This window comes from Pseudomonas sp. MIACH (genome assembly GCF_001269925.1).
Lineage (GTDB): Bacteria > Pseudomonadota > Gammaproteobacteria > Pseudomonadales > Pseudomonadaceae > Aquipseudomonas.
In genome coordinates this window covers 170,800-193,850 of sequence record NZ_LHVO01000018.1, presented here as the reverse complement: position 1 = coordinate 193,850, position 23,051 = coordinate 170,800, and the positions used below count along the sequence as shown (strand labels likewise).

The window sequence follows — 23,051 nt, the reverse complement described above, 5'->3', positions numbered from 1 at the left end:
ATGTTTCCACGCTCCAAGTTGCTCTAACTCCGAGGTCATGAATCTTTGAAACCCTACCCTATTCATTGCGTGTCGATCGTTATCCCGGTCTACAACGAACAAGACAGCCTGCCTGAATTGCTGCGTCGCACGACAGCAGCCTGCAAGCAACTGGCCTACGAATACGAAATCATCCTGGTGGATGACGGTAGTCGCGACAACTCCGCCCAAATGCTCGAAGACGCCGCCGCTGAAGACGGCAGCAATGTGGTGGCGGTTATCCTCAATCGCAACTACGGGCAGCACGCGGCGATCATGGCGGGTTTCGAGCAGTGCCGGGGCGAAGTGGTGATTACCCTCGACGCCGACCTGCAGAACCCTCCCGAAGAAATCCCGCGCCTGGTGGAACAAGCCGCCCTGGGCTACGACGTAGTCGCCACGGTACGCAACAATCGCCAGGACTCGGCCTTTCGCCGCTGGCCTTCACGCCTGATCAACCTCGCCGTGCAACGCTCCACCGGCGTGGCTATGACCGACTACGGCTGCATGCTGCGCGCTTACCGGCGCACCATCGTCGACGCCATGCTCGCCTGCCGCGAGCGCAGCACCTTTATCCCGATCCTGGCCAACGGCTTTGCCCGTCATACCACCGAGATCCTGGTGCACCATGCCGAGCGTGAACACGGCGAATCCAAATACAGCGCCATGCGCCTGATCAGCCTGATGTTCGACCTGCTGACCTGCATGACCACCACCCCGCTGCGCCTGCTCTCCATCGTCGGCTTCAGCCTGGCCGCGCTGGGCGTATTTTTCGCCTTTGCGTTGATCGTGATGCGCCTGGCCTTCGGTGCTGACTGGGCCGGCGACGGTCTGTTCGTACTGTTCGCGGTGCTGTTCGTGTTCACCGGTGGCCAGTTCATCGGCATGGGCCTGCTGGGTGAATACCTGGGCCGCATGTACAGCGATGTCCGCGCCCGCCCCCGCTTCTTTATTGAAAAAGTGCTGCGCAACCAACCGGCAGCACCGGCACCCGTGGTCGTCGTTGACGGCCTGGTGTCCTCCCATACCACCACTACTTCTCCTTCCGATCAGGTTTCGTCATGAATTCAAAAGCCGTTGTCTTCGCTTACCACGATATTGGCTGTGCGGGCATTGAAGCCCTGCTGACTGCCGGCTACGACATTGCCGCCGTGTTCACCCATGCCGATGACCCCAAGGAAAACAATTTCTACGGTTCCGTCGCCCAGCTGTGCGCGCGCAACGGCATCCCGGTGCACGCGCCGGAAGATGCCAACCACCCGTTGTGGATCGAGCGAATTGCCAAGCTGAACCCGGAATACATCTTCTCCTTCTATTACCGCAACCTGCTGAGCGAGCCGCTGTTGGCCACCGCCAGCAAAGGCGCGTTCAACCTGCACGGCTCGCTGCTGCCTAAATACCGTGGCCGCGCACCGGCCAACTGGGTGCTGGTCAACGGCGAAACCGAAACCGGCGTGACCCTGCACCGTATGGTCAAGCGTGCCGATGCCGGCGCGATCCTGGCCCAACAGAAAGTTGTGATCGAGCGCACTGACACCGGCCTGACCCTGCATGCCAAACTGCGTGATGCAGCGACCAGCCTGCTGCGCGACGCCCTGCCGCAACTGGCCGCAGGCAAGCTGACTGAAACCGCCCAGGACGAAAGCCAGGCCACCTACTTCGGTCGTCGCACCGCTGCCGACGGCAAGCTGGAGTGGAAAAAACCGGCTGAAGAACTGTTCAACCTCGTGCGTGCGGTGACTCAACCGTACCCGGGCGCGTTCTGCGCCGTCGGTGAGCACAAGCTCATCGTCTGGCAAGCCGAAGTGGTCAAGGGCAATGAAGGCCTGGCGCCGGGCCGCGTGATCAGCGTCAACCCGCTGCGCATCGCCTGCGGTGAAGACTCCCTCGTGGTCAAGTTCGGCCAGCGCAACGACAACGGCCTGTACCTGGCCGGTCCGTCCCTGGCCAGCGAACTGGGCCTGGTCGACGGCTCCGTGCTGCGCGGTGCCGAGTCCGGCCGCAAGCCGCGCCGTACCCGCGTGCTGATCCTCGGTGTGAACGGCTTTATCGGTAACCACCTGTCCGAACGCCTGCTGCGTGACGACCGTTATGAAGTCTACGGCCTGGACATCGGCTCCGACGCCATCGAGCGCCTGCGCAGCCACCCGAACTTCCATTACGTCGAAGGCGACATCAGCATCCACACCGAGTGGATCGAGTACCACATCAAGAAGTGCGACGTGGTCCTGCCGCTGGTGGCCATCGCCACGCCAATCGAATACACCCGTAACCCGCTGCGCGTGTTCGAGCTGGACTTCGAAGAGAACCTCAAGCTGGTGCGCTACTGCGTCAAGTACAACAAGCGCGTGATCTTCCCGTCGACTTCCGAAGTCTATGGCATGTGCCAGGACCAGTACTTCGACGAAGACACCTCCAACCTGGTGGTTGGCCCGGTCAACAAGCAGCGCTGGATCTACTCGGTCTCCAAACAACTGCTGGACCGCGTGATCTGGGCCTACGGTGCCAAGGGCCTGAACTTCACCCTGTTCCGTCCCTTCAACTGGATGGGCCCACGCCTGGACCGCCTGGATTCGGCGCGTATCGGCAGCTCCCGTGCGATCACCCAGCTGATCCTGAACCTGGTGGAAGGCACGCCGATCCGCCTGTTCGACGGTGGCGAGCAGAAGCGTTGCTTCACCGACATCGCCGACGGTATCGAAGCCCTGGCGCGCATCATCGATAACGACAACGATGCCTGCAACGGCCAGATCATCAACATCGGCAACCCGGAAAACGAAGCCAGCATCCGTCAGTTGGGCGAAGAGCTGCTGCGTCAGTTCGAAGCGCACCCGCTGCGCAGCAACTTCCCGCCGTTCGCCGGTTTCCGCGATGTAGAAAGCAAGGCGTTCTACGGCACCGGTTACCAGGACGTGGCACACCGCAAGCCAAGCATCGAAAACGCCAAGCGCCTGCTGAACTGGGAGCCGACCGTGGAAATGAGCGAAACCATCGGTAATACGCTCGATTTCTTCCTGCGTGAAGCCATGCTTGAAATTGCGGACAAAAAGTAATGGAGGCAGGTCTTCGCATCGACGTCGACACCTACCGCGGCACCCGTGAAGGTGTGCCACGGTTGCTCGAATCCCTGGATGAGGCCGGGGTAAAAGCGACGTTCTTCTTCAGTGTCGGGCCGGACAACATGGGGCGCCACTTGTGGCGCCTGATCCGCCCGCAGTTCCTGTGGAAGATGCTGCGCTCCAACGCTGCCGGCCTGTACGGCTGGGACATCCTGCTCGCCGGCACTGCCTGGCCGGGCAAGCCGATCGGTCGTGACCTGGGGCACTTGATGCGCCAGGCCAAGGCAGCGGGGCATGAAGTCGGCCTGCACGCCTGGGATCACCACGGCTGGCAGGCCAACACCGGGCGTTGGAGCGATGCGCAGTTGGTCGAGCAGATTCGACGCGGCGTGGAGACCCTGAGCGACATCCTGGGCGAACGCATCGACTGTTCGGCGGCCGCCGGTTGGCGTGCCGATGAGCGTGTGGTGCAAGCCAAGCAAGGTTTCAACTTTCGCTACAACAGCGATTGCCGAGGTACCAGCCTGTTTCGGCCGACATTGGCCGATGGCAGCGCGGGTACGCCACAAATTCCGGTGGACCTGCCGACCTTCGACGAAGTCGTCGGGCCGGTGGTGGCCGCCAAAGACTTCAACAGCTTCATTCTTGACCGGTTTGCCGCGTCGAAGCTCAACGTCTACACGATCCACGCAGAAGTAGAAGGGATTCTGATGGCCAACGATTTTCGCCAGTTGCTCGCCCAGGCAGGGCAGCGCGGCATTGATTTCAAACCGCTGGGCGACTTGTTGCCTGCGGACTTGACCACCCTGCCCCAGCAACACCTGGTGCGCGGCGCCTTGAGCGGCCGTGAGGGTTGGCTCGGAGTGCAGCAGGCATGATCCGGCGTTGGGCCTTGCCCCTGCTCCTGTTGGCGTTCGGTGTGTTTTACCTGTTGCCGCTGGCCACCCACGGCCTGTGGATTCCGGATGAAACCCGCTACGCGCAGATCAGCCAGGAAATGCTGCTGACCGGCAAGTGGGCCTCGCCGCACTTCATGGGGATTCGCTACTTCGAAAAGCCGGCTGCCGGTTACTGGATGATCGCGCTCGGCCAGGCGATCTTCGGGCAAAACCTGTTTGGCGTGCGCTTCGCGTCGGCGTTGAGCACCGGCTTGAGCATCCTGCTGGTGTACCTGGTGTCGCGCCGGCTGTGGAATGACCCGCAAAAAAGCCTGGTCAGCACCGTGCTGTACATGAGTTTCGTCAGCGTGGCGGCACTGGGCGGCTACGCCAACCTCGACCCGCAGTTCACGTTCTGGGTCAACCTGACCGGCGTTGCCCTGTGGTTCTGCTTCGACAGCACCACCCGCAACGGCCGCCTGGGAGCCTGGGCGCTGCTCGGTTTTGCCTGTGGCATGGGCTTTATGACCAAGGGCTTCCTGGCGTGGCTGTTGCCGGTGTTGATCGCCCTGCCCTACGCGATCTGGCAGAAGCGCTTTCGCGAACTGCTCGGTTATGGGCTGGTCGCCGTGGTCGTCGCCATTGTTGTGAGCCTGCCGTGGGCCCTGGCCGTGCACCTGCAAGAGCCGGACTACTGGAACTTCTTCTTCTGGCACGAGCATATCCAGCGTTTTGCCGGCGAGGATGCCCAGCATGCCGAGCCATTCTGGTATTACCTGCCGCTGCTGGTCGCATTCTGCCTGCCGTGGGTTGCGCTGCTGCCGTCCACCCTGAAACAGGCGTGGCAGGAAAAACGCGCGGCGAAAACTGCCTTCCTGCTGCTGTGGCTGCTGATGCCGCTGGCGTTTTTCAGCCTGGCCAAGGGCAAGTTGCCCTCCTACATCATGCCGTGCCTGTTGCCGCTGGCGTTGTTGATGGGTCATACCCTGGCCGACAAATTGGCCCAGGCCCGTGGCCGTGTGTTGCGCATCAACGGCTGGCTGAACCTGGTCATCGGCGTGCTGGCCTTGCTTGCGCTGACGTGGTTCCAACTGAAAAAGCCGGTGTATGAGCACGGCAGTGAAACCCTCAGCCTGGTGCTGGTGTTTGTCTTTCTGTTCGGCTGGATCGTTGCCAACCTGCTGCAAGCGTCACGCCCGCTGCGCTTGTGGGCAGCGCCGGTGGTCGGCAGTTGGTTGCTGGTGGCGTTGGTCCCGGCCGCACTGCCCCATTCGGTGGTTTACAACAAGACCCCGGACCAGTTCATCATCGATCACCTCCAAGAGCTGAGTCAGACCAGTGCCTTGCTGAGCAACGACCTGGGCGCGGCCTCCGCCCTGGCCTGGCGCGTCAAGCGCCCGGACGTGACCCTCTATAACACCGTCGGCGAAGTGAAATATGGCTTGGCCTTTGACGATGCGGCCCATCACAAGGTCGACACCACGCAAGTCCAACAGTGGATGAGCGACGCACGCAAACACGGCGCGGTCGGTGTGGTAATGCGCGTCAAGGGTGACGACGAACTCGCCGAAGTGGAGCTGCTGCCCAAAGACGGCAAGCGCTACGAGCAAGGCAATATCGTGATCCTGGTGTTCCCGCAGGTTGCGCCATGATCACGCTGTGCCTGTTATTGGCCGCCTGCCTGCTGACATGCATGGGCCAGGTCTCGCAAAAATTCGCCGTGGAAAGCTGGCGCGACCAGCCCGACGGTTGGGCGCTGAAGCTGCGCTCGCCGTGGCTGTGGTCGGCCCTGCTGTGCCTGGGTTTTGGCTTGCTGGTGTGGTTGCTGGTGTTGCAGCGCCTGGAAGTCGGCATCGCCTACCCGATGCTCAGCCTCAATTTCGTGCTGGTCACGCTGGTGGCGCGCTGTGTGTTCAAGGAACACATCGACACACGGCATTGGCTGGGTGTGGTGCTGGTGATTGCCGGTGTGGTGCTGTTGGGGCGTCAGGTATGAGCCGCGTGCGTGGTTTTGCCCTGGCCCTGGGCAGCGTTGGCCTGGTCAGCGCCGCCCAATTGGGCATGCGCTGGAGCATGACGCGCCTGCCCTTGCCCACCGAATGGCTGACGGCCTTCAACAGCAACGCCATCGACTTCGGAGCGTTGGGCGTGGTGAGCCTGGCGATCCTCGCCTATGCGTTGTCGATGCTCTGCTGGCTCGGCGCCCTCAAGCACCTGCCCCTGGGCCGCGCCTATTCACTGCTGAGCATCAGCTATGCACTGGTGTACCTGCTGGCCGCCAGCCTGCCGGTGTTCAACGAACATTTTTCCCTCTCGAAAAGCCTGGGGGTGGCCTTGGTCATCCTTGGTGTGCTGGTCATTAACTCTCGTCGTGCTAGCGCTGCAAGCGCCAGGAATGCCCCATGAAAATCAGTGTATTTGGTAGTGGTTACGTCGGTCTGGTGCAGGCCACTGTGTTGGCCGAAGTCGGTCACGATGTCATCTGCATGGACGTCGATCAGAACAAGGTCAAGCTCCTGCAGCAGGGCCATGTGAGCATCTTCGAGCCGGGGCTGGCGGCCATGGTCAAGGAAAACCTGGAAAGCGGGCGACTGCGCTTCACCTTTGACGAAAAACTCGCCGTCGAACACGGCGAAGTGCTGTTTATCGCGGTCGGCACGCCATCGGATGAAGACGGCTCGGCAGACCTCAAGTACGTGCTGTCGGTGGGCGATGCCGTGTCCCGCCACCGCATCGAACCGGTGATCCTGGTGGAAAAATCCACCGTGCCGGTGGGCACCGGCGACACCCTGCGCGCCCACATCGAAAAAGCCCTGCACCTGGCCGGACGGCACCTGGAGTTCGATATCGTCTCCAACCCGGAATTCCTCAAGGAAGGCTCGGCCGTTGCCGACTGCCGCCGCCCGGACCGCATCATCATCGGCTGCGAGCGTGAAGAAGTGCGCGACGTGATGCGCGACCTGTACGCGCCGTTCAACCGCAACCATGACCGCATCATCTTCATGGACCTGCGCAGCGCCGAACTGACCAAATACGCCGCCAACTGCATGCTGGCCACCAAGATCAGCTTCATCAACCAGATCGCCGAGCTGGCCGAACACCTGGGCGCCGACATCGAAGCCGTACGCCTGGGGATCGGTGCCGACTCGCGCATCGGCTACCACTTTATCTACCCTGGCTGCGGCTACGGCGGCTCGTGCTTTCCCAAGGACATGCGCGCGCTGATCCACAGCGCCAAGCAGGCCAACTGCTCCAGCGACCTGCTGGAAGCCGTGGAAGCCATCAACCAGCGCCAGAAGAGCAAGCTGTTCGAGCGCATCAATGCCTTCTTTCAGGGCAACCTGCGCGGCAAGACCTTTGCCTTGTGGGGCCTGGCGTTCAAGCCCAACACCGACGACATGCGCGATGCGCCCAGCCGCGTACTGATGGAAGCATTGTGGGCCGCCGGCGCCAGCGTGCGGGCGTTCGACCCGGAAGCCATGCAGGAAACCCAGCGCCTCTACGGTGACGAGGAGCGGCTGATGCTGATGGGCACGCCGGAATCCACCCTGGTCGGCGCCGATGCGCTGATCGTCTGCACCGAATGGCAGCAGTTCAAGGCCCCGGACTTCGACCTGATCCACCAGCGCCTGAAAACCCCGGTGATCTTCGACGGCCGCAACCTGTACGACGGTGAACGCCTGGCACGCAAAGGCTTCCAGTACTACCCGATCGGCCGTGGCGATTCCTGCCAGTTGCCGATTCCCCAGCAGCAGTGGGTGCCTCAGGTCGTGGAAGCCTGATACGTGAACAAAGCTCAACCGCCCTTGCTCAGCCCAACGGTCCGCCGGCAGTCCCTCGGCCTGGGACTGCTGGCCCTGTTGCTGTTCATCGCTGGTAACTGGCACCAGGCAATTATTGGTTTCGACTCACGTTTCGTGGTGTTTGCCCAGGAGATGCTACGGCACGGACCGAGCTTTTTCCCCACCACCTACGGCCAGCCGTATGCCGATTACCTGGCCACTTCGACGCTGATGACCTGGCTGCTGTCATGGCCACTTGGCCAGGTCACCAGCCTCACGGCCTGGCTGCCGACGGCCATGGCCTCGGCAGTGATCGTCAGCCTGGTGTATCGCCTGACGGCGCCCTACTCCCAACGCTGGGGCCTGTTGAGTGTTGCGGTGTTGCTGCTGAGCACCACCTTTATCAGCGAAACCCGCGCGGTGTCCCTGGACCAGATGCTCGCGGCCATTACCCTGGCGGTGTTCTACCTGGGTTACGCCCACGATCACTTCGCGGCGGGCAAACGCCTGCACTGGCTGTTCCTGCTGCTGATCCTCGGTTTCGCGATTCGCGGGCCGATTGGCCTGGTCGTGCCGACGGGCGTGCTGTGCAGCTACTACCTGATCAACCGGCAATGGCGTCAGCTGTTCAGTTTCGGCGGGCTGGCCCTGGCGCTGCTGGTGGCCTGCGTCGGCCTGCTGTTGCTGATGGCCAAGCTCAGTGGCGGCGAGAGCTTCATGCAGGATGTAATCCGCATGCAGTTCCTCGGGCGCATGGATGGCAGCGAGGGCTCCAGCGGTGCGTTGTATTACTTCACCAGCTCACTGGGCAACTACGCGCTCGCCTATCCCTTGGCCTTGTTGGTGCTGCTGGCGGTGGCAATCGGTGGCCGCCGTACCCCGGAGCCGGCCTTGCAGTTGGTGCTGTACTGCGCCGCTGCGGGGTTGCTGGTGATGCTGGGCCTGTCGATTCCCCAGGCGAAGAAGGCCCGCTATGTCCTGCCGATGTTGCCGATGGCGGCGATTATTGCGGCCTATCCCTTCTATGTCGCACAGGGTCGACTGTTCGCCTGGCTGCGCGGGCTGATGCTGGGGCTCTGGACGCTGCTGCCCGCGCTGCTGATCGCCGGGCTGTTGTTTGTGCGTCCACGCTATGCGCAACAGTTGAGTGATCTGGGAGTGGTCTTGGGTGTGCTGGGTGCGCTGCAGGTACTGGCACTGCTGGGGTTGTTCAGATCACGCCTGCGTCCGGTGATTCCGGCGTTTGCCGCAGTGTTGGCGGTGTGGGCCACTTACATCCTCGTGGTAGAGCCGCTGGCGCGCAGCCTGTATGACACCCGCACGTTCACCTTGCACGTTCACGAGCAGGTGATGCAACAGCGGGCCCCCGTGGTATTGCACGGCTTGGGCAAAGACGCCAAGGCCATCAAATACATGGTCAACCTCGACTGCGATCAGGTACCGCTGTTTACCCAACAGGCCTCTGACCTGGCGCCGATCCAAGGGCCAGCCTGGCTGGTGATGAGCCAAGTGGATTTCGAGGCGCTGAAAGACCCGCGCTTTGCCGCTATCACCCCCACGTTGACCGGCGAGTTCGATCGAAACCCGTATGTGTTGCTGTACCTGGCCAAATCCACCCAACCTTGAGCAACGGCACAGAAAGATCCTACACAGCTATGCGTAATGGCTGGTGTCATTTCACTTTCACGCGCCTTAAGCCCAACTGTAGACTCGACGTCCACGTGCGGTAAGTATCTACCGCCCTGGACGATGGATTACAACAAGGACGCCAGGAGCTGCAGCCAGCATCGCGGTTCACTTCGTGAGAGGACAATGCCGTGCCAAATGATCGTTTACTGGATACCCCTGCGGCCTTGGCCCGTGATGGCGTGCATATCGGCTATCTGTCTACTCCACCGTTGGATCGACTGATGTCGCTGCGCAATGCCCTGGTGGCACTCAAAGGCCCCCTGGCCGGCGACCCAGGACTGCAGGAAAACCTGCAAAAGCAGCTGTTCAATGAAGAGGCCGATAACCGCGTATTGGGCGAACTCAACCCCTCTGTCACGCCCTGATCGACTCGCGCCCGTTTGATACAGCGCCTGTAAATTCATTATTTTTGTATTTAACCCTCATTAATATGCATTGGCGCTGCCTTAACAGGCGCGGCACACTGCGCAGGTTCCTCCCCCAAATGCAGGAACTTTCGAAGGGCTTTTCCGGGCAACCAGACAAGCCTTTTTTTTGCCCGCCGTTTATGGATTTTTGTTCAATGCTCGCTCGCTGGTTTCCCGCTGCTATCAACACCCGCCCCACTGAATGGAGCCGTGCCGCCATTGGCATGGCCCTGGGTACCTTGTTCAGTGTGTGGCTGTGTGCCCAGGTCTTTGGCATGGAGGTGGCGCTGCACCTGCTCGGTCCGCTGGGGGCTTCGGCGGTGTTGTTATTTGCGGTGTCATCCGGCGCGCTGGCGCAACCTTGGTCGATCATCGGCAGCTACCTGTGCGCGGGTGTCGTGGCGTTACTGGTCGCGCGGGTGCTCGGGCGTACATTGGGCGGCGCGTGCCTGGCGGCCGGTATGGCGGTGGTGCTGATGTGCTGGCTGCGCTGCCTGCACCCACCCGCAGGTGGCCTGGCCATGACCCTGGTGCTCGCAGATCCAGCCTCCGCCGCCCTGGGCTGGCATGAGATGGGCGCCGTGCTGCTCGGCGCCGGCACCCTGCTCGCCTGTGCCCTGGCCTACAACAATGCCACGCGCACGCGCTACCCCAAGGGCGCGGTTGAGTCACCGACGGCTATTTTGAACCGCCCGAATGCCGGCCGTGATCCTGCCGTGACCGCCGCCGACCTGAAGCTGGCGCTGGCCGAAATGGAGCAGTTCTATGATGTGGCGCCCACAGAGCTGGAGCAGCTGATTCACGCGGCCGAAACCCACGCGCGCCGCCGCAGCATCGGCGAAGTCCTGGCAAGTCGCGTGCCCTGAGCCGGCTCACCGGCTCCCTGCATAAATGCAAAAACGACCTGCATGATTCCGGGTTGTACTGTGCAAATTTGCACTGGTACTCTCACGAGAGTGTTCGCGCACGAACATCTTGATAAAGAACAATAAAAGCAGGGAGTTATAGATGACTGCTCAGGTTTCAAGCGAAGCAAGCAGTGCCGATAGGCTTGAGGAAGACGTACTGGCCGAGGTACGCAACCATATCGGCCACCTCACCCTAAACCGCCCCTCCGGCTTGAACGCCCTCACCCTGGACATGGTCCGCCGCCTGACGCAACAGCTGCAGGCCTGGTCAGACGACCCGCAAGTGCATGCCGTGGTCCTGCGCGGTGCGGGCGAAAAGGCTTTCTGTGCCGGCGGCGATATCCGTTCCCTGTATGACAGCTTCAAGCGCGGCGACAGCTTGCACGAAGACTTCTTCGTCGAGGAATACGCGCTGGACCTGGCCATCCACCATTACCGTAAGCCCGTATTGGCGTTGATGGACGGGTTTGTCCTGGGCGGCGGCATGGGGCTGGTGCAAGGCGCGGATTTGCGCGTCGTCACCGAGCGCAGCCGCCTGGCCATGCCGGAAGTGGCCATCGGTTACTTCCCCGATGTGGGTGGCAGCTACTTCCTGCCACGCATCCCGGGGGAACTGGGGATCTACCTCGGCGTTACCGGCGTGCAGATCCGCGCCGCTGACGCACTCTACTGCGGGCTGGCGGACTGGTACCTGGACAGTGCCAGACTCGCCGACCTGGACCAGAAGCTCGATAGCCTGCAATGGCACGAATCGCCCCTCAAAGACCTGCAAGGCGTGCTGGCCAAGCTGGCTGTACAACGGCTGCCCGACCCGCCGTTGGCCGCATTGCGCCCAGCTATCGACCACTTCTTCGGCCTGCCGGATATTCCGAGCATCGTCGAGCAACTCCAGGAAGTCACCGTCGCCGACAGCCATGAGTGGGCATTGAACACCGTGCACCTGATGCAAACCCGCTCGCCCCTGGCCATGGCCGTGACCTTGGAAATGCTGAGACGCGGCCGGCGCTTGCCGTTGGAGCAGTGCTTTGCCTTGGAACTGCACCTCGACCGCCAATGGTTCGAACGCGGCGACCTGATCGAAGGGGTCCGCGCGCTGATCATCGACAAAGACAAGAACCCTCGCTGGAACCCGCCGACGCTCCATGGGCTAGACAAAAGCCATGTCGACAGCTTCTTCCATCACTTCGAGCAGGTTGCGAAATAAGCCATGCAAGATATTGAATACACTGAAGAACAGGTAATGATCCGCGACATGGCGCGCGACTTCGCCCGTGGCGAGATTGCCCCCCATGCCCAAGCTTGGGAGAAAGCTGGCTGGATCGACGACGCCCTGGTGGCGAAGATGGGCGAACTGGGCCTGCTGGGCATGGTAGTGCCGGAAGAATGGGGCGGCACCTATGTCGATTACGTCGCCTATGCCCTCGCGGTGGAGGAAATTTCCGCAGGTGATGGCGCTACCGGCGCGCTGATGAGTATCCATAATTCAGTCGGTTGCGGGCCAATCCTCAACTACGGCACAACAGAGCAAAAACAAACCTGGCTGGCCGACCTTGCCAGTGGCCAGGCGATTGGCTGTTTCTGCCTGACCGAACCCCAGGCCGGCTCCGAGGCGCACAACCTGCGCACCCGGGCCGAACTGCGCGACGGCCAGTGGGTGATCAATGGCGCCAAGCAGTTCGTCAGTAATGGCAAGCGCGCCAAGCTGGCGATTGTATTTGCCGTGACCGACCCGGACCTGGGCAAGAAAGGTATTTCCGCGTTCCTGGTGCCTACCGACACCCCAGGTTTTGTGGTCGACCGCACTGAGCACAAGATGGGTATTCGGGCCTCGGACACCTGCGCCGTCACCCTGAACCAATGCAGCGTGCCCGAGGCCAACCTGCTTGGCGAGCGCGGTAAAGGCTTGGCCATCGCCCTGTCCAACCTCGAAGGCGGCCGCATCGGCATTGCCGCCCAAGCCCTGGGCATCGCCCGTGCAGCCTTTGAGGCAGCACTTGCCTATGCCCGCGACCGGGTGCAGTTCGACAAGGCAATTATCGAGCACCAAAGCGTGGCCAACCTGCTGGCGGATATGCAAACCCGCTTGAACGCTGCCCGCTTACTGATCCTGCACGCGGCGCGCCTGCGCAGCGCCGGCAAGCCCTGCCTCTCGGAAGCGTCCCAGGCCAAGCTGTTTGCCTCGGAAATGGCCGAGAAAGTCTGCTCCAGTGCGATGCAGATTCATGGCGGCTATGGATATCTGGAGGATTACCCAGTGGAGCGTTACTACCGGGATGCGCGGATCACGCAGATTTACGAAGGGACCAGCGAGATTCAGCGGATGGTGATTGCCAGAGAGCTCAAGCACTACCAGCTCTAACTGACACACCACAAAACCCAATGTGGGAGGGGGACAAGCCCCCTCCCACATTTGATCCTCAATGTTTAAAGGATCGCTTACTTATCCTTGAACTCCGGCGCACGCTTGGCCACAAATGCCGCCATGCCCTCCTTCTGATCCTGCGTCGCGAACGCCGCATGGAACACCCGGCGCTCAAAGCGCACACCCTCGGACAAGCTCACTTCAAACGCACGGTTCACGCTTTCCTTGACCATCATGCTGATCGGCACCGATTTGCCGGCAATCAGCGTGGCGACTTTCAGCGCCTCGTCGAGCAGTTCATCGGCGGGCACGATGCGCGCGACAATCCCGCAGCGCTCGGCTTCCACCGCATCGATAAAACGCCCGGTCAGGCACATTTCCATGGCCTTGGCCTTGCCCACCGCGCGGGTCAGGCGTTGGGTGCCGCCCATGCCCGGCAGCACGCCGAGGTTGATTTCCGGCTGGCCGAACTTGGCACCGTCACCGGCCAGGATAAAATCGCACATCAGCGCCAGTTCGCAGCCGCCGCCCAGGGCGAAGCCGTTGACCGCGGCGATGATCGGCTTGCGCCGGTTGGCCACGCGGTCACTGTCGCTGAACAGGTCGTCGAGGTAGATCTGCGGGTAGGTCAGCTCGGCCATTTCCTTGATGTCCGCACCGGCAGCGAAGGCTTTTTTCGAGCCGGTCAAGACGATGCAGCCAATTTCCGGGTTGGCTTCCAGGCCATCCAGGGCCTGGTTCAACTCACTGACCAACTGCGCATTCAGGGCATTCAGGGCTTGAGGGCGGTTGAGGGTAATCAGCCCGATGCGGCCTTGGACTTCGAGCAAAATCGTTTCGTAACTCATGTATCGGCTCCTTAGAGATTGCGTGAGATGACCATGCGTTGAATATCGCTGGTGCCTTCGTAAATCTGGCAAACCCGCACATCGCGGTAGATCCGCTCCACGGGGAAGTCGCTCAGGTAACCGTAACCGCCGAGGGTTTGCAAGGCGGCGGAACAGACTTTCTCGGCCATTTCCGACGCGAACAGCTTGGCCATCGAGGCCTCCACCAGGGCGGGCTTGCCACTGTCACGCAGCGCAGCGGCGTAATGCACCATCTGCCGCGCCACGGCAATTTGCGTGGCCATGTCCGCCAGGCGAAAAGCCACGGCCTGGTGTTCAATGATGGGCTTGCCAAAGCTCTCGCGCTCACGGGCGTAGTCGCGGGCCGCTTCAAAGGCTGCACGGGCCATGCCCACCGATTGCGAGGCGATGCCGACGCGACCTCCTTCAAGGTTGGCCAGGGCGATCTTGTAGCCCTCGCCCTCCTCCCCAAGACGGTTAGCCACCGGCACCTTTACATCCTCGAACAGGATCTGGCAGGTATCGGACGCATGCTGGCCGAGCTTGTCCTCGACCCGCGCCACGCTGTAGCCCGGCGAATCGGTGGGCACGATAAACGCGCTGATCCCACGCTTGCCCGCTGCCGGGTCGGTCACCGCAAACACAATCACTACCCCGGCATTCTGGCCGGAGGTGATGAACTGTTTGCAGCCGTTGAGCACGTAATGATCGCCTTCAAGGCGTGCGCGGGCTTTCAAGCCGCTGGCATCCGAGCCGGCCTGGGGTTCAGTCAGGGCGAACGCACCGAGCATGGCGCCACTGGCCAGGGGCTTGAGGAATTGCGCCTTCTGCTGATCGTTGCCGAAAGTGAGGATAGGCACGCAGCCTACCGAGTTATGCACGCTCATGATGGTCGAGCAGGCGCCGTCACCGGCGGCGATTTCCTCCAGGGCCATGGCGTAGGCCAGGTAACCGGTGTCGCACCCGCCCCACTGTTCCGGCACCAGCATGCCGAAAAAGCCCAGTTCGGCCATCTCGCTGATGGCTTCCTTGGGAAAGCGGTGCTCACGGTCCCATTCGGCGGCAAACGGCTTGAGCCGCTCCTGGGCAAATTGCCGGGCCGCGTCGCTGATTTGCAGTTGTTCGTCATTGGGCAGCATGGGGATCAGTCCTTAATACAGGCATTCAACGGCCATGGCCGTGGCTTCACCACCGCCGATGCAAATGGCAGCAACGCCACGCTTGAGGCCTTTCTGGCGCAGCGCCGAGAGCAGGGTCACCAGGATCCGCGCGCCGGATGCGCCAATCGGATGGCCCAGGGCGCAGGCGCCGCCGTGGATATTGACCTTGGCATGGGGAATTTCCAGCTTGCTCATGGTCACCAGGCTGACCACGGCAAAGGCTTCGTTGATTTCGAACAGATCCACATCGGCGATGCTCCAGCCGGTCTTGCTCATCAACTTACGAATCGCCCCCACCGGCGCCACTGGAAACAGCCCCGGCTCATCGGCAAACGCCGCGTGCCCGTGGATCACCGCCAGTGGTTTAAGGCCGCGCTTCTGTGCCTCGGACTCACGCATCAACAGCAACGCTGCCGCGCCGTCGGAAATCGAGCTGGAATTGGCCGCCGTGACGGTGCCACCTTCGCGGAACGCCGGTTTCAGACTGGGGATTTTTTCCAGCTTGGCCTTGGGTGGTTGTTCGTCATGCAGGATGGTTTTCTGCTCTTTGCCGACGGTGACCTGTACCGGGACAATTTCGGCGGCGAAGCTGCCATGGGCAATTGCTTCTTGCGCACGGGTCAGCGAAGCGATGGCGAACGCATCCTGTGTCTCACGACTGAAGCCGTTCAGCTGCGCGCATTCCTCGGCAAAGGTGCCCATCAGGCGGCCCTTGTCGTAGGCATCCTCCAGGCCGTCGAGAAACATGTGGTCGAGCACGCGGCCGTGGCCCATGCGGTAGCCGCTGCGGGCGCGATCCAGCAGGTACGGCGCGTTGGACATGCTTTCCATGCCCCCGGCGATCACCACATCGACACTGCCCGCCAGCAGCGAGTCATGGGCCAGGATCGCCGCCTCCATGCCCGAGCCGCACATCTTGTTGAGGGTGGTGCAGCGTGTGGATTTGTCCAGGCCCGCGCCCAGGGCGGCTTGGCGCGCAGGTGCCTGGCCGAGGCCGGCGGGCAGCACGCAACCAAACAACACTTCATCCACGGCGTCGCTGGCAATGCCGGCACGCTCGACCGCTGCACGGATGGCGGCGGAACCCAATTGCGGCGCGGTCAGGCCCTTGAGGTCGCCCTGGAACCCGCCCATGGGCGTGCGCACGGCGCTGACGATGACGATAGGATCGGTCATGGAAGTGCTCCTTACTTGGCAGCCATGCGCAAGGCGCCGTCGAGACGGATCACCTCGCCATTGAGCATGCTGTTTTCAATGATGTGCCGCACCAGTGCGGCGTACTCGGCGGGTTTGCCCAGGCGCGGCGGAAACGGCACGCCGGCGGCCAGGGAGTCGCGTACTTCGGGGGTCATGCCGGCCATCATCGGTGTTTCGAAAATGCCCGGGGCGATGGTCATCACCCGAATACCGAAGCGCGCCAGCTCACGGGCCGCGGGCAACGTGAGGCTGGCAATCGCGCCTTTCGACGCGGCGTAGGCCGCCTGGCCGATCTGCCCGTCAAAGGCCGCCACGGAGGCGGTGTTGATGATCACGCCGCGCTCGCCATCGGCATTCGCTTCGGTTTCAGCGATGGCCGCTGCCGCCAGGCGCAACAGGTTGAAGCTGCCGATCAGGTTGACGTTGATCACCTGGGCAAAGCTGGCCAGGCCATGAGGGCCATTCTTACCGAGGATCTTTTCACCGCGTACCACGCCCGCGCAGTTGACCAAACCATGCAAGCCGCCAAACGCCGCGACCGTTGCCTGCACGGCGGCGTCGGCAGCCGCTTCCTGGCTGATATCCGCCACTGCGCTGCGGGCGTTGTCGCCGAGCTGCTTGGCCTTGGCGGCTACGGCGTCGGCGTTCAAGTCCACCAGCATCACTTTGGCGCCGGCCGCTACGAGCATTTCAGCGGTGGCTGCGCCCAGGCCTGACGCGCCGCCACTGACGAGGAAAATCTTGTTCTGAATCTGCATCATTGTTTCCTTGAACTGTGCATCAACTAAGGACGGAACCCGGGAAATAGTCGCCCCGCAGCGCTGCAGCGGCAATGGTCAAAGCCTTCAACTTGGCTGACTGGTTTGGCCAATCATCGACCCCGCTGATCGGCCGGTCAGCCCAAGCGATTGGACGTCGATCGCGCGAGCTCCTAACCTGAGGGCCTGCGCCACCGAAGAAGTCCTGCTCCCGATGATCGTGCGTCCCAAACCCAACCTCCTGGGTATCCTGTTCTCCCTCAAGGGCTCGATTGCCAAGCGCATCGCGCTGCGCAGCCTGCTGGTGACGTTGCTGGCCTCGGTGATCGTGCTGGTGGAAACCCTGCACCCGGCGTACTTCTCCAAAGTTAATGCCACGCCGTTTACGCTGCTGGGGCTGTCGCTGTCGATCTTCATGAGCTTTCGCAATAACGCCTGCTATGACCGCTGGTGGGAAGGTCGCAAGCAGTTGGGGCAGATGATCATCGATGTGCGCTCGCTGATTCGCCAAACCCAGGTACTCAGCGACCCGGCCGAACGTGCCGCCCTGCTGCGCGCACTGTGCGGGTTTGCCCACGGGCTGATCGCGCGTTTGCGCCATGAAGATGAAGCCCGGGCAATCCAGCCCTGGAGCGAGGTGGACAGCCGCCACCCCAATCTCCCGGACAAGCTGTTGCAGGCGGTCGGTGCGCGTTTTTCCGTACTGACCGAGCAAGGCGTACTCAGCGAATGGCGCTACACCCAGCTGGAAACCCGGTTGGTCAGCCTCAGCCAGGTCCAGGCCTCATGCGAACGCATCAAGACAACCCCGCTGCCCTTCCCCTATACCTTGCTGCTGCACCGCACCATCTACCTGTTCTGCATTCTGTTGCCGTTCGCCATGGCCGAGCCACTGGGCTGGCTGACGCCGGTGTTCACCGCAATCGTCAGCTACACCTTCTTTGGCCTGGATGAAATCGGCGATGACCTGGAAGACCCCTTCGGCTTCGACGAAAACGACCTGCCCTGCAATGCGCTGCTGCGCACCCTGGAGCGCGAGGTGCTCGCCGCGCTGGGCGAAACCGAGTTGCCGCCAGCCCTGGAGCCGGTGGAATACGTGCTCACCTGACACAGGTTTGACACCTGCCCTGGTCTGACCGAAGCTGATGGCTTTGCTCTAGCTGCCCAAGCTTTCGGACGCCTGCATGTCAAAGTCACGCCGTTACTCCATCGTCGGCCTGTGCGCCCTGTTGTTGATTGTGCTGATCACCTGGTATTTCTCCCGCAACACCCAGGTGGCCGTGCCTCCCGCCATTGCCCATGGTTACTCCAAAGCCCTGAAACAGGCGCACAACGGTGAGCCAGGCGCCGCGCGCGTGCTGTATCAGCAATTGGGCCGGCCGGACCTGACACCCGAGCGCCGCGCCGCGTTGCACGTCGAACTGCCCAACTACCCCAGCCCCCAAGCCTTGAAGCTCGCGGATAAAGACCTCAGCAGCGAATCACCGCGGGTACGCGAGGCCGCCATCCACAGCATTGTCGGCCTGGTGCCGACCGGCCAACGCACGCTGTTGCTCGGCCCGGCGCTGGATGACCCCGAGCAGGAGGTGCGCTTTGCCGCCGCGAATGCCTTGCTCGGACTGTCGCCCGATACCCTGGGGCTGTATTTCGGACCGTTGCAGCAAGTACTCGATGAGTTCGTGAAGAAGCTCAAGGCCCAGCCCGAAACCGCCGAAGGCTGGATTCAACTGGCACGCCTGTACATCCACAGCGCCCTGTTGCCCGAGGCGCAACATGCCCTGGAGCAGGCCATGCGCCTGCAACCGGATAACCTGCAGGCCGTGGTGGCTCAAATCGAATTGCTGGATAAGCAGGGCAAGACCGACGATTCCCGCCAGTTGTTGGCGCGGCAATTGGCGGCGCATCCGGAATCGGCCTACCTGCAGCACGCCCTCGGCATGTGGTTGCTGCACCACGGCGAGCGTCCTTATGCGCTGCTGGGCCTGTCCAAGGCAGTGGAGTTGGAGCCGGACAACCAGGATTATCGTTATGACCTGGCCACCACCCTGCACGCCCAGCAGGAACTGGAAGCCGCCCAGCGCCAATTGGAAGAAATCATCCAGCGCCACCCGGCCAATCGCAAGGCGCGGGTGCTGCTGGTCAACTACTGGAAAGAAAGCGGCCAATTGCAGAATGTGCAGGTGCTGCTTGCCCAGCTCGAACAGCAAAACCCTGACGATCCGGCCCTGCAGCAAGGCCTGTAGGCGCAATAATCGCGCATCAATTTGAACCGCCGCAAAGCACTACGGTCAAGAGAACATGGCGCGTCCACAAGGGCGCGCATCCTCTACTCGTATGTGACCTGAGGGCACTTCTTGTCTACATCCAAAGCGTTGTTAACCGAAAAAGCAGCCATCGGCATCGAAGGTCTTGATGACATTCTTTGCGGCGGTCTATCGCGCAGCCACCTGTTCCTGCTGGAAGGTGAACCTGGCACCGGTAAAACCACGGTCGCCCTGCACTTCTTGCAGGCCGGGGCGAAAGAGGGTGAGCGAACGCTGTACATCACACTGTCCGAAACCGAGCGCGAGTTACGCCAGGGCGCCGAGTCCCATGGTTGGGAGCTGGACGACAATATCCATATTTTTGAGCTGACCCCGCCGGAAAGTCTGCTGGATGCCGAGCATCAGCAGAGCCTGCTGTACTCCTCCGACCTGGAGCTGGGCGAAGCCACCCGGCAGATCTTCGAAGTGGTGGAACGGGTCAAGCCGACCCGCGTCGTAATCGACAGCCTCTCGGAAATCCGCCTGCTGGCGCAAAGCTCGTTGCGCTATCGCCGGCAGATCCTGGCGATCAAGCATTACTTCGTGCGCTATGACGCCACCGTGCTGCTGCTCGACGACCTGACCACCGAGTCCCTCGACAAGACCGTGCACAGCGTGGCCCACGGCGTGATTCGCCTGGAAGAACTGACCCCCAACTACGGCGCTGAACGCCGTCGCGTGCGGGTGGTGAAGTATCGCGGGCAAAAATACCGGGGTGGTTTTCACGACTTCACCATCATGCACGATGGCATCCACGTGTTCCCGCGCCTGGTCGCGGCCGAGCATCGGGGTGGTTATGTGCGTCAGACGTTGAGCAGCGGCATTCGCGAGCTGGATGCGTTGATGGGCGGCGGTGTCGAGACGGGCTCCAGCAGCCTGATCCTTGGCCCTGCCGGTACCGGCAAATCGCTGATCTCGATGATCTTCGCCGCAGCCGCGGTAGCCCGTGGCGAAAAAGCCGCGCTGTTTATCTTCGATGAAGAACTGGGCCTGCTGTTCGAACGCATGAACAACATGGGCATCGACCTCGCCGCCCTGCAAGCCACCGGCAACCTGCTGATCGAGCAAGTGGACGCGGCCGAGCTGTCGCCCGGCGAGTTCTCCCACCGCGTGCGCCGTTGCGTGGATGAGCGCGGCATCAAGACCGTGGTCATCGACAGCATCAACGGTTACCAGGCGGCGATGCCGGAAGAGAACGCGCTGATCCTGCACATGCACGAACTGCTGCTGTACCTCAACCGCCGTGGCGCGGCGACATTCATGACCGTCGCGCAACACGGGCTGGTCGGCGACATGCAGGCGCCGGTTGACATCACTTACCTGGCCGATACGGTGATCCTGTTGCGTTACTTCGAGGCCCTGGGCAAGGTGCGCCGCGCCATCTCGATCATCAAGAAGCGCACTGGCGCGCACGAGTCGACTATCCGTGAATACCGTATCGGCAGCGGCGGCATGACCGTCGGTGAGCCGCTGGATAACTTCCAGGGTGTCTTGCGCGGGATCCCGACCTACATGGGCGCGGGCTCCCCTTTGCTCAAGGAAGAGGGCGTGTGACGGCGATTTCCCCTCTATCCGAGCGCGCAATTGTCCTGGCGCCAATGGGCCGTGACGGCTCGTTGGCCCTGATGATGCTCAACGAGGCCGGCTACAGCGGGGTCATCGCCAGCAACCTGACGGTGCTGTGCGAAGCCCTGGAACAAGGCGCCGGCCTGTTGATCATTGCGGCCGAAGCGTTGCGTGGCGCGGACCTCGAACCCCTGCTGGAACATCTGCATCAGCAGCCCGCATGGTCTGACCTGCCGATCGTGCTGATGACCCACCATGGCGGTACCGAGCAGAACGGCTCATCCCACCTCAGCGGCTTGCTGGGCAACGTAACCTTCCTGGAGCGGCCGTTCCATCCGGTCACGCTGATCAGCCTGGTGAGCGCCGCCCTGCGCGGCCGGCGCCGGCAATATGATGCGCGCGACAGGCTGATCGACCTGAGCGAAAGCGAACTGCGCCTGCAGCGCACCCTGGAGACCCTTGAACAGCAAGTCGAGGAGCGCACGGCGCAGTTGCGCAGCAACGAAGAAGCCCTGCGCCAGTCGCAAAAAATGGAAGCCGTCGGCCAGTTGACAGGCGGTATCGCCCACGACTTCAACAATATGCTGACCGGCATCATCGGCAGCCTGGAGCTGTTGCGACGGCGCGTGTCCCGCGGCAAGTTGGACGACCTCGACAGCCTGATCGACCTCGGCGTGACCTCCGCCAACCGCGCCGCCGGCCTGACCCACCGCCTGTTGGCGTTCTCGCGGCGGCAGTCGCTGGATTCCAAGCCGGTTCAGATCAACCAGTTGGTCACGTCCATGGGCGAGTTGCTGCAACGCAGCCTTAACGAAAGCATCGTCTTGGACATGCGCCTCGACCCTCTGTTGTGGACCGCCGAAGCCGATCCCAATCAACTCGAAAGCGCCCTGCTCAACCTGGCCCTCAACGCCCGGGATGCCATGCCGGGGGGCGGCCGGCTGATTGTCGATACCAGTAACCGCCATCTTGACAGCGTGTTCACCGCCGCCTACGGCACACTCACGCCCGGCGACTATGTGGAGCTGAGCGTCAGCGACACCGGCTGTGGCATACCGGAAAGCCTGCTTGGCCGGGTATTCGACCCCTTCTTCACCACCAAGCCCATCGGCCAGGGTACCGGCCTGGGCTTGTCGATGATCTACGGTTTTGCGCGCCAGTCACGCGGGCATGTCACCCTGCACAGTGAGGTGGGCAAAGGCACCACGGTGAGCCTGTTCCTGCCGCGCTTTATCGGTGAAGTCACCGCAGACACGCCGTTGGACCCTGCCCTGCTGCCCGTCGCCACTACCGGTGAAACCGTGCTGATCGTCGAGGACGACCCGGCGGTGCGCGTGCTGGTCAGCCAGGTATTGAGCGAACTGGGCTATGCGTTTGTCGAGGCGGGGGATGCTGACACGGCATTACCCATCATCGAGTCCGGCCAGCGCATTGACCTGATGATCAGTGATGTGGGGCTGCCAGGGATGAATGGACGGCAACTGGCAGAGATCGGCAGGCAGGTTCGCCCGGACCTTAAGGTGTTGTTTATTACCGGGTATGCCGAACATGCGGCAGTGCGTGGCGGGTTCCTGGATCCAGGCATGCAGTTGATCACCAAGCCCTTCACCTTTGATTTGTTGACCGCCAAGGTGCGGGAGATGATCCGGGCGTGAATGACTATTAGCCCAATAGCGTCATTCAGGCTCGTGAGAGCCTGATACGCCATCAGACTGGGACTGGCTCACCTTACGCCAACAACCGCTGGATATGCTCCTGCAACGTATCCAGATCAAACGGCTTGGCCAGGATCGGTGCATTGCGCGTGATCGGGCTGTTGCAGTCGAGAATTTCCTGCGGATAGCCGCTGATAAAAATCACCTTCAGCTCCGGGCGCAACTTGATCGCCGGCTCGGCGATCTGCACTCCGGAAATGCCGCCCGGCAGGCGGTAGTCGGTGACCATCAGGTCCAGGTGCGGCTTGGTGGCCAGGATTTCGAAGGCCTGCTCGCCATCGATCGCCTTCAACACCCGATACCCGAGGCCAGCCAGGTACTCACCCAGCACAAACATAATGGATTCGTCGTCCTCGACGATCAGAACGACATCTTGTGCATCTTCACTCATGGGAAGCCTT

Annotated in this window: 21 protein-coding genes; 16 read left to right on the top strand and 5 right to left on the bottom strand. The window is 62.0% G+C overall.

What is annotated here, in order from left to right:
* Positions 1–45: 45 nt before the first annotated feature.
* The 12 genes from arnC (at position 46) to AD670_RS07240 (ending at position 13,100) form a co-directional block, all read left to right on the top strand.
* Positions 46–1,083: an undecaprenyl-phosphate 4-deoxy-4-formamido-L-arabinose transferase gene (arnC, locus tag AD670_RS07290; RefSeq protein ID WP_053129847.1), complete on the top strand. Its 1,038-nt coding sequence runs from the start codon at positions 46–48 to the stop codon at positions 1,081–1,083.
* On the top strand, positions 1,080–3,071 hold the full coding sequence (arnA, locus tag AD670_RS07285) for a bifunctional UDP-4-amino-4-deoxy-L-arabinose formyltransferase/UDP-glucuronic acid oxidase ArnA (RefSeq protein ID WP_053129845.1): 1,992 nt from the start codon (positions 1,080–1,082) through the stop codon (positions 3,069–3,071). The genes arnC and arnA overlap by 4 nt, the downstream gene beginning before the upstream one ends.
* Positions 3,071–3,955, top strand: a complete 885-nt coding sequence (gene arnD, locus AD670_RS07280; RefSeq protein WP_053129843.1) for a 4-deoxy-4-formamido-L-arabinose-phosphoundecaprenol deformylase — start codon at positions 3,071–3,073, stop codon at positions 3,953–3,955. Before arnA ends, arnD begins: the two co-directional genes overlap by 1 nt.
* A complete protein-coding gene (gene arnT, locus AD670_RS07275) occupies positions 3,952–5,607 on the top strand; it encodes a lipid IV(A) 4-amino-4-deoxy-L-arabinosyltransferase (protein WP_053129841.1) in 1,656 nt (551 codons plus the stop codon). Before arnD ends, arnT begins: the two co-directional genes overlap by 4 nt.
* Positions 5,604–5,951, top strand: coding sequence for a 4-amino-4-deoxy-L-arabinose-phosphoundecaprenol flippase subunit ArnE (gene arnE / locus AD670_RS07270; RefSeq protein WP_053129835.1), 348 nt, complete (start codon positions 5,604–5,606; stop codon positions 5,949–5,951). Before arnT ends, arnE begins: the two co-directional genes overlap by 4 nt.
* Positions 5,948–6,361: a 4-amino-4-deoxy-L-arabinose-phosphoundecaprenol flippase subunit ArnF gene (arnF, locus tag AD670_RS07265; protein ID WP_053129832.1), complete on the top strand. Its 414-nt coding sequence runs from the start codon at positions 5,948–5,950 to the stop codon at positions 6,359–6,361. The genes arnE and arnF overlap by 4 nt, the downstream gene beginning before the upstream one ends.
* On the top strand, positions 6,358–7,737 hold the full coding sequence (locus AD670_RS07260; RefSeq protein ID WP_053129829.1) for a UDP-glucose/GDP-mannose dehydrogenase family protein: 1,380 nt from the start codon (positions 6,358–6,360) through the stop codon (positions 7,735–7,737). The genes arnF and AD670_RS07260 overlap by 4 nt, the downstream gene beginning before the upstream one ends.
* Positions 7,738–7,740: 3 nt before the next feature.
* The gene (locus tag AD670_RS07255; RefSeq protein ID WP_053129826.1) at positions 7,741–9,363 is read left to right on the top strand and encodes a glycosyltransferase family 39 protein; all 1,623 of its coding nucleotides are present in this window, start codon (positions 7,741–7,743) and stop codon (positions 9,361–9,363) included.
* 191 nt (positions 9,364–9,554) lie between these two features.
* The gene (locus AD670_RS31900; RefSeq protein ID WP_082340924.1) at positions 9,555–9,791 is read left to right on the top strand and encodes a type VI secretion system contractile sheath small subunit; all 237 of its coding nucleotides are present in this window, start codon (positions 9,555–9,557) and stop codon (positions 9,789–9,791) included.
* A gap of 197 nt (positions 9,792–9,988) precedes the next feature.
* Positions 9,989–10,699, top strand: coding sequence for an HPP family protein (locus AD670_RS07250; protein ID WP_053129823.1), 711 nt, complete (start codon positions 9,989–9,991; stop codon positions 10,697–10,699).
* Positions 10,700–10,841: 142 nt separating this feature from the next.
* Positions 10,842–11,945 carry an enoyl-CoA hydratase/isomerase family protein gene (locus tag AD670_RS07245; RefSeq protein ID WP_053129820.1) on the top strand — a complete coding sequence of 368 codons (1,104 nt, stop codon included), beginning with the start codon at positions 10,842–10,844 and terminating at the stop codon, positions 11,943–11,945.
* Positions 11,946–11,948: 3 nt separating this feature from the next.
* Positions 11,949–13,100: an acyl-CoA dehydrogenase family protein gene (locus AD670_RS07240; protein WP_053129817.1), complete on the top strand. Its 1,152-nt coding sequence runs from the start codon at positions 11,949–11,951 to the stop codon at positions 13,098–13,100.
* 77 nt (positions 13,101–13,177) lie between these two features.
* Here the strand turns inward: AD670_RS07240 and AD670_RS07235 are convergent, their stop codons facing one another.
* The 4 genes from AD670_RS07235 to AD670_RS07220 are packed head-to-tail and all read right to left on the bottom strand — an operon-like array spanning position 13,178 to position 17,066.
* Positions 13,178–13,951 (bottom strand): enoyl-CoA hydratase, encoded by a 774-nt coding sequence (locus AD670_RS07235; protein ID WP_053129814.1) that lies wholly within the window; start codon positions 13,949–13,951, stop codon positions 13,178–13,180.
* An 11-nt stretch (positions 13,952–13,962) separates the two neighbouring features.
* Positions 13,963–15,090, bottom strand: a complete 1,128-nt coding sequence (locus AD670_RS07230) for an acyl-CoA dehydrogenase (protein ID WP_053129811.1) — start codon at positions 15,088–15,090, stop codon at positions 13,963–13,965.
* 12 nt (positions 15,091–15,102) lie between these two features.
* A complete protein-coding gene (locus AD670_RS07225; protein ID WP_053129808.1) occupies positions 15,103–16,287 on the bottom strand; it encodes an acetyl-CoA C-acyltransferase in 1,185 nt (394 codons plus the stop codon).
* Between the two features lie 11 nt (positions 16,288–16,298).
* Positions 16,299–17,066 (bottom strand): SDR family NAD(P)-dependent oxidoreductase, encoded by a 768-nt coding sequence (locus AD670_RS07220; RefSeq protein WP_053129806.1) that lies wholly within the window; start codon positions 17,064–17,066, stop codon positions 16,299–16,301.
* A 214-nt stretch (positions 17,067–17,280) separates the two neighbouring features.
* Here AD670_RS07220 and AD670_RS07215 point away from each other — a divergent pair, with 214 nt between their 5' ends.
* The 4 genes from AD670_RS07215 to AD670_RS07200 all read left to right on the top strand — a co-directional run bounded on the left by AD670_RS07215 (position 17,281) and on the right by AD670_RS07200 (position 22,590).
* On the top strand, positions 17,281–18,174 hold the full coding sequence (locus tag AD670_RS07215; protein WP_053129804.1) for a bestrophin family protein: 894 nt from the start codon (positions 17,281–17,283) through the stop codon (positions 18,172–18,174).
* A 76-nt stretch (positions 18,175–18,250) separates the two neighbouring features.
* Positions 18,251–19,309: a HEAT repeat domain-containing protein gene (locus tag AD670_RS07210; protein ID WP_053129802.1), complete on the top strand. Its 1,059-nt coding sequence runs from the start codon at positions 18,251–18,253 to the stop codon at positions 19,307–19,309.
* A 111-nt stretch (positions 19,310–19,420) separates the two neighbouring features.
* On the top strand, positions 19,421–20,923 hold the full coding sequence (locus tag AD670_RS07205; RefSeq protein WP_053129800.1) for an ATPase domain-containing protein: 1,503 nt from the start codon (positions 19,421–19,423) through the stop codon (positions 20,921–20,923).
* On the top strand, positions 20,920–22,590 hold the full coding sequence (locus tag AD670_RS07200) for an ATP-binding protein (protein WP_053129797.1): 1,671 nt from the start codon (positions 20,920–20,922) through the stop codon (positions 22,588–22,590). The genes AD670_RS07205 and AD670_RS07200 overlap by 4 nt, the downstream gene beginning before the upstream one ends.
* Before the next feature lie 73 nt (positions 22,591–22,663).
* Here the strand turns inward: AD670_RS07200 and AD670_RS07195 are convergent, their stop codons facing one another.
* A complete protein-coding gene (locus AD670_RS07195) occupies positions 22,664–23,041 on the bottom strand; it encodes a response regulator (protein ID WP_003217591.1) in 378 nt (125 codons plus the stop codon).
* Positions 23,042–23,051 lie beyond the last annotated feature (10 nt).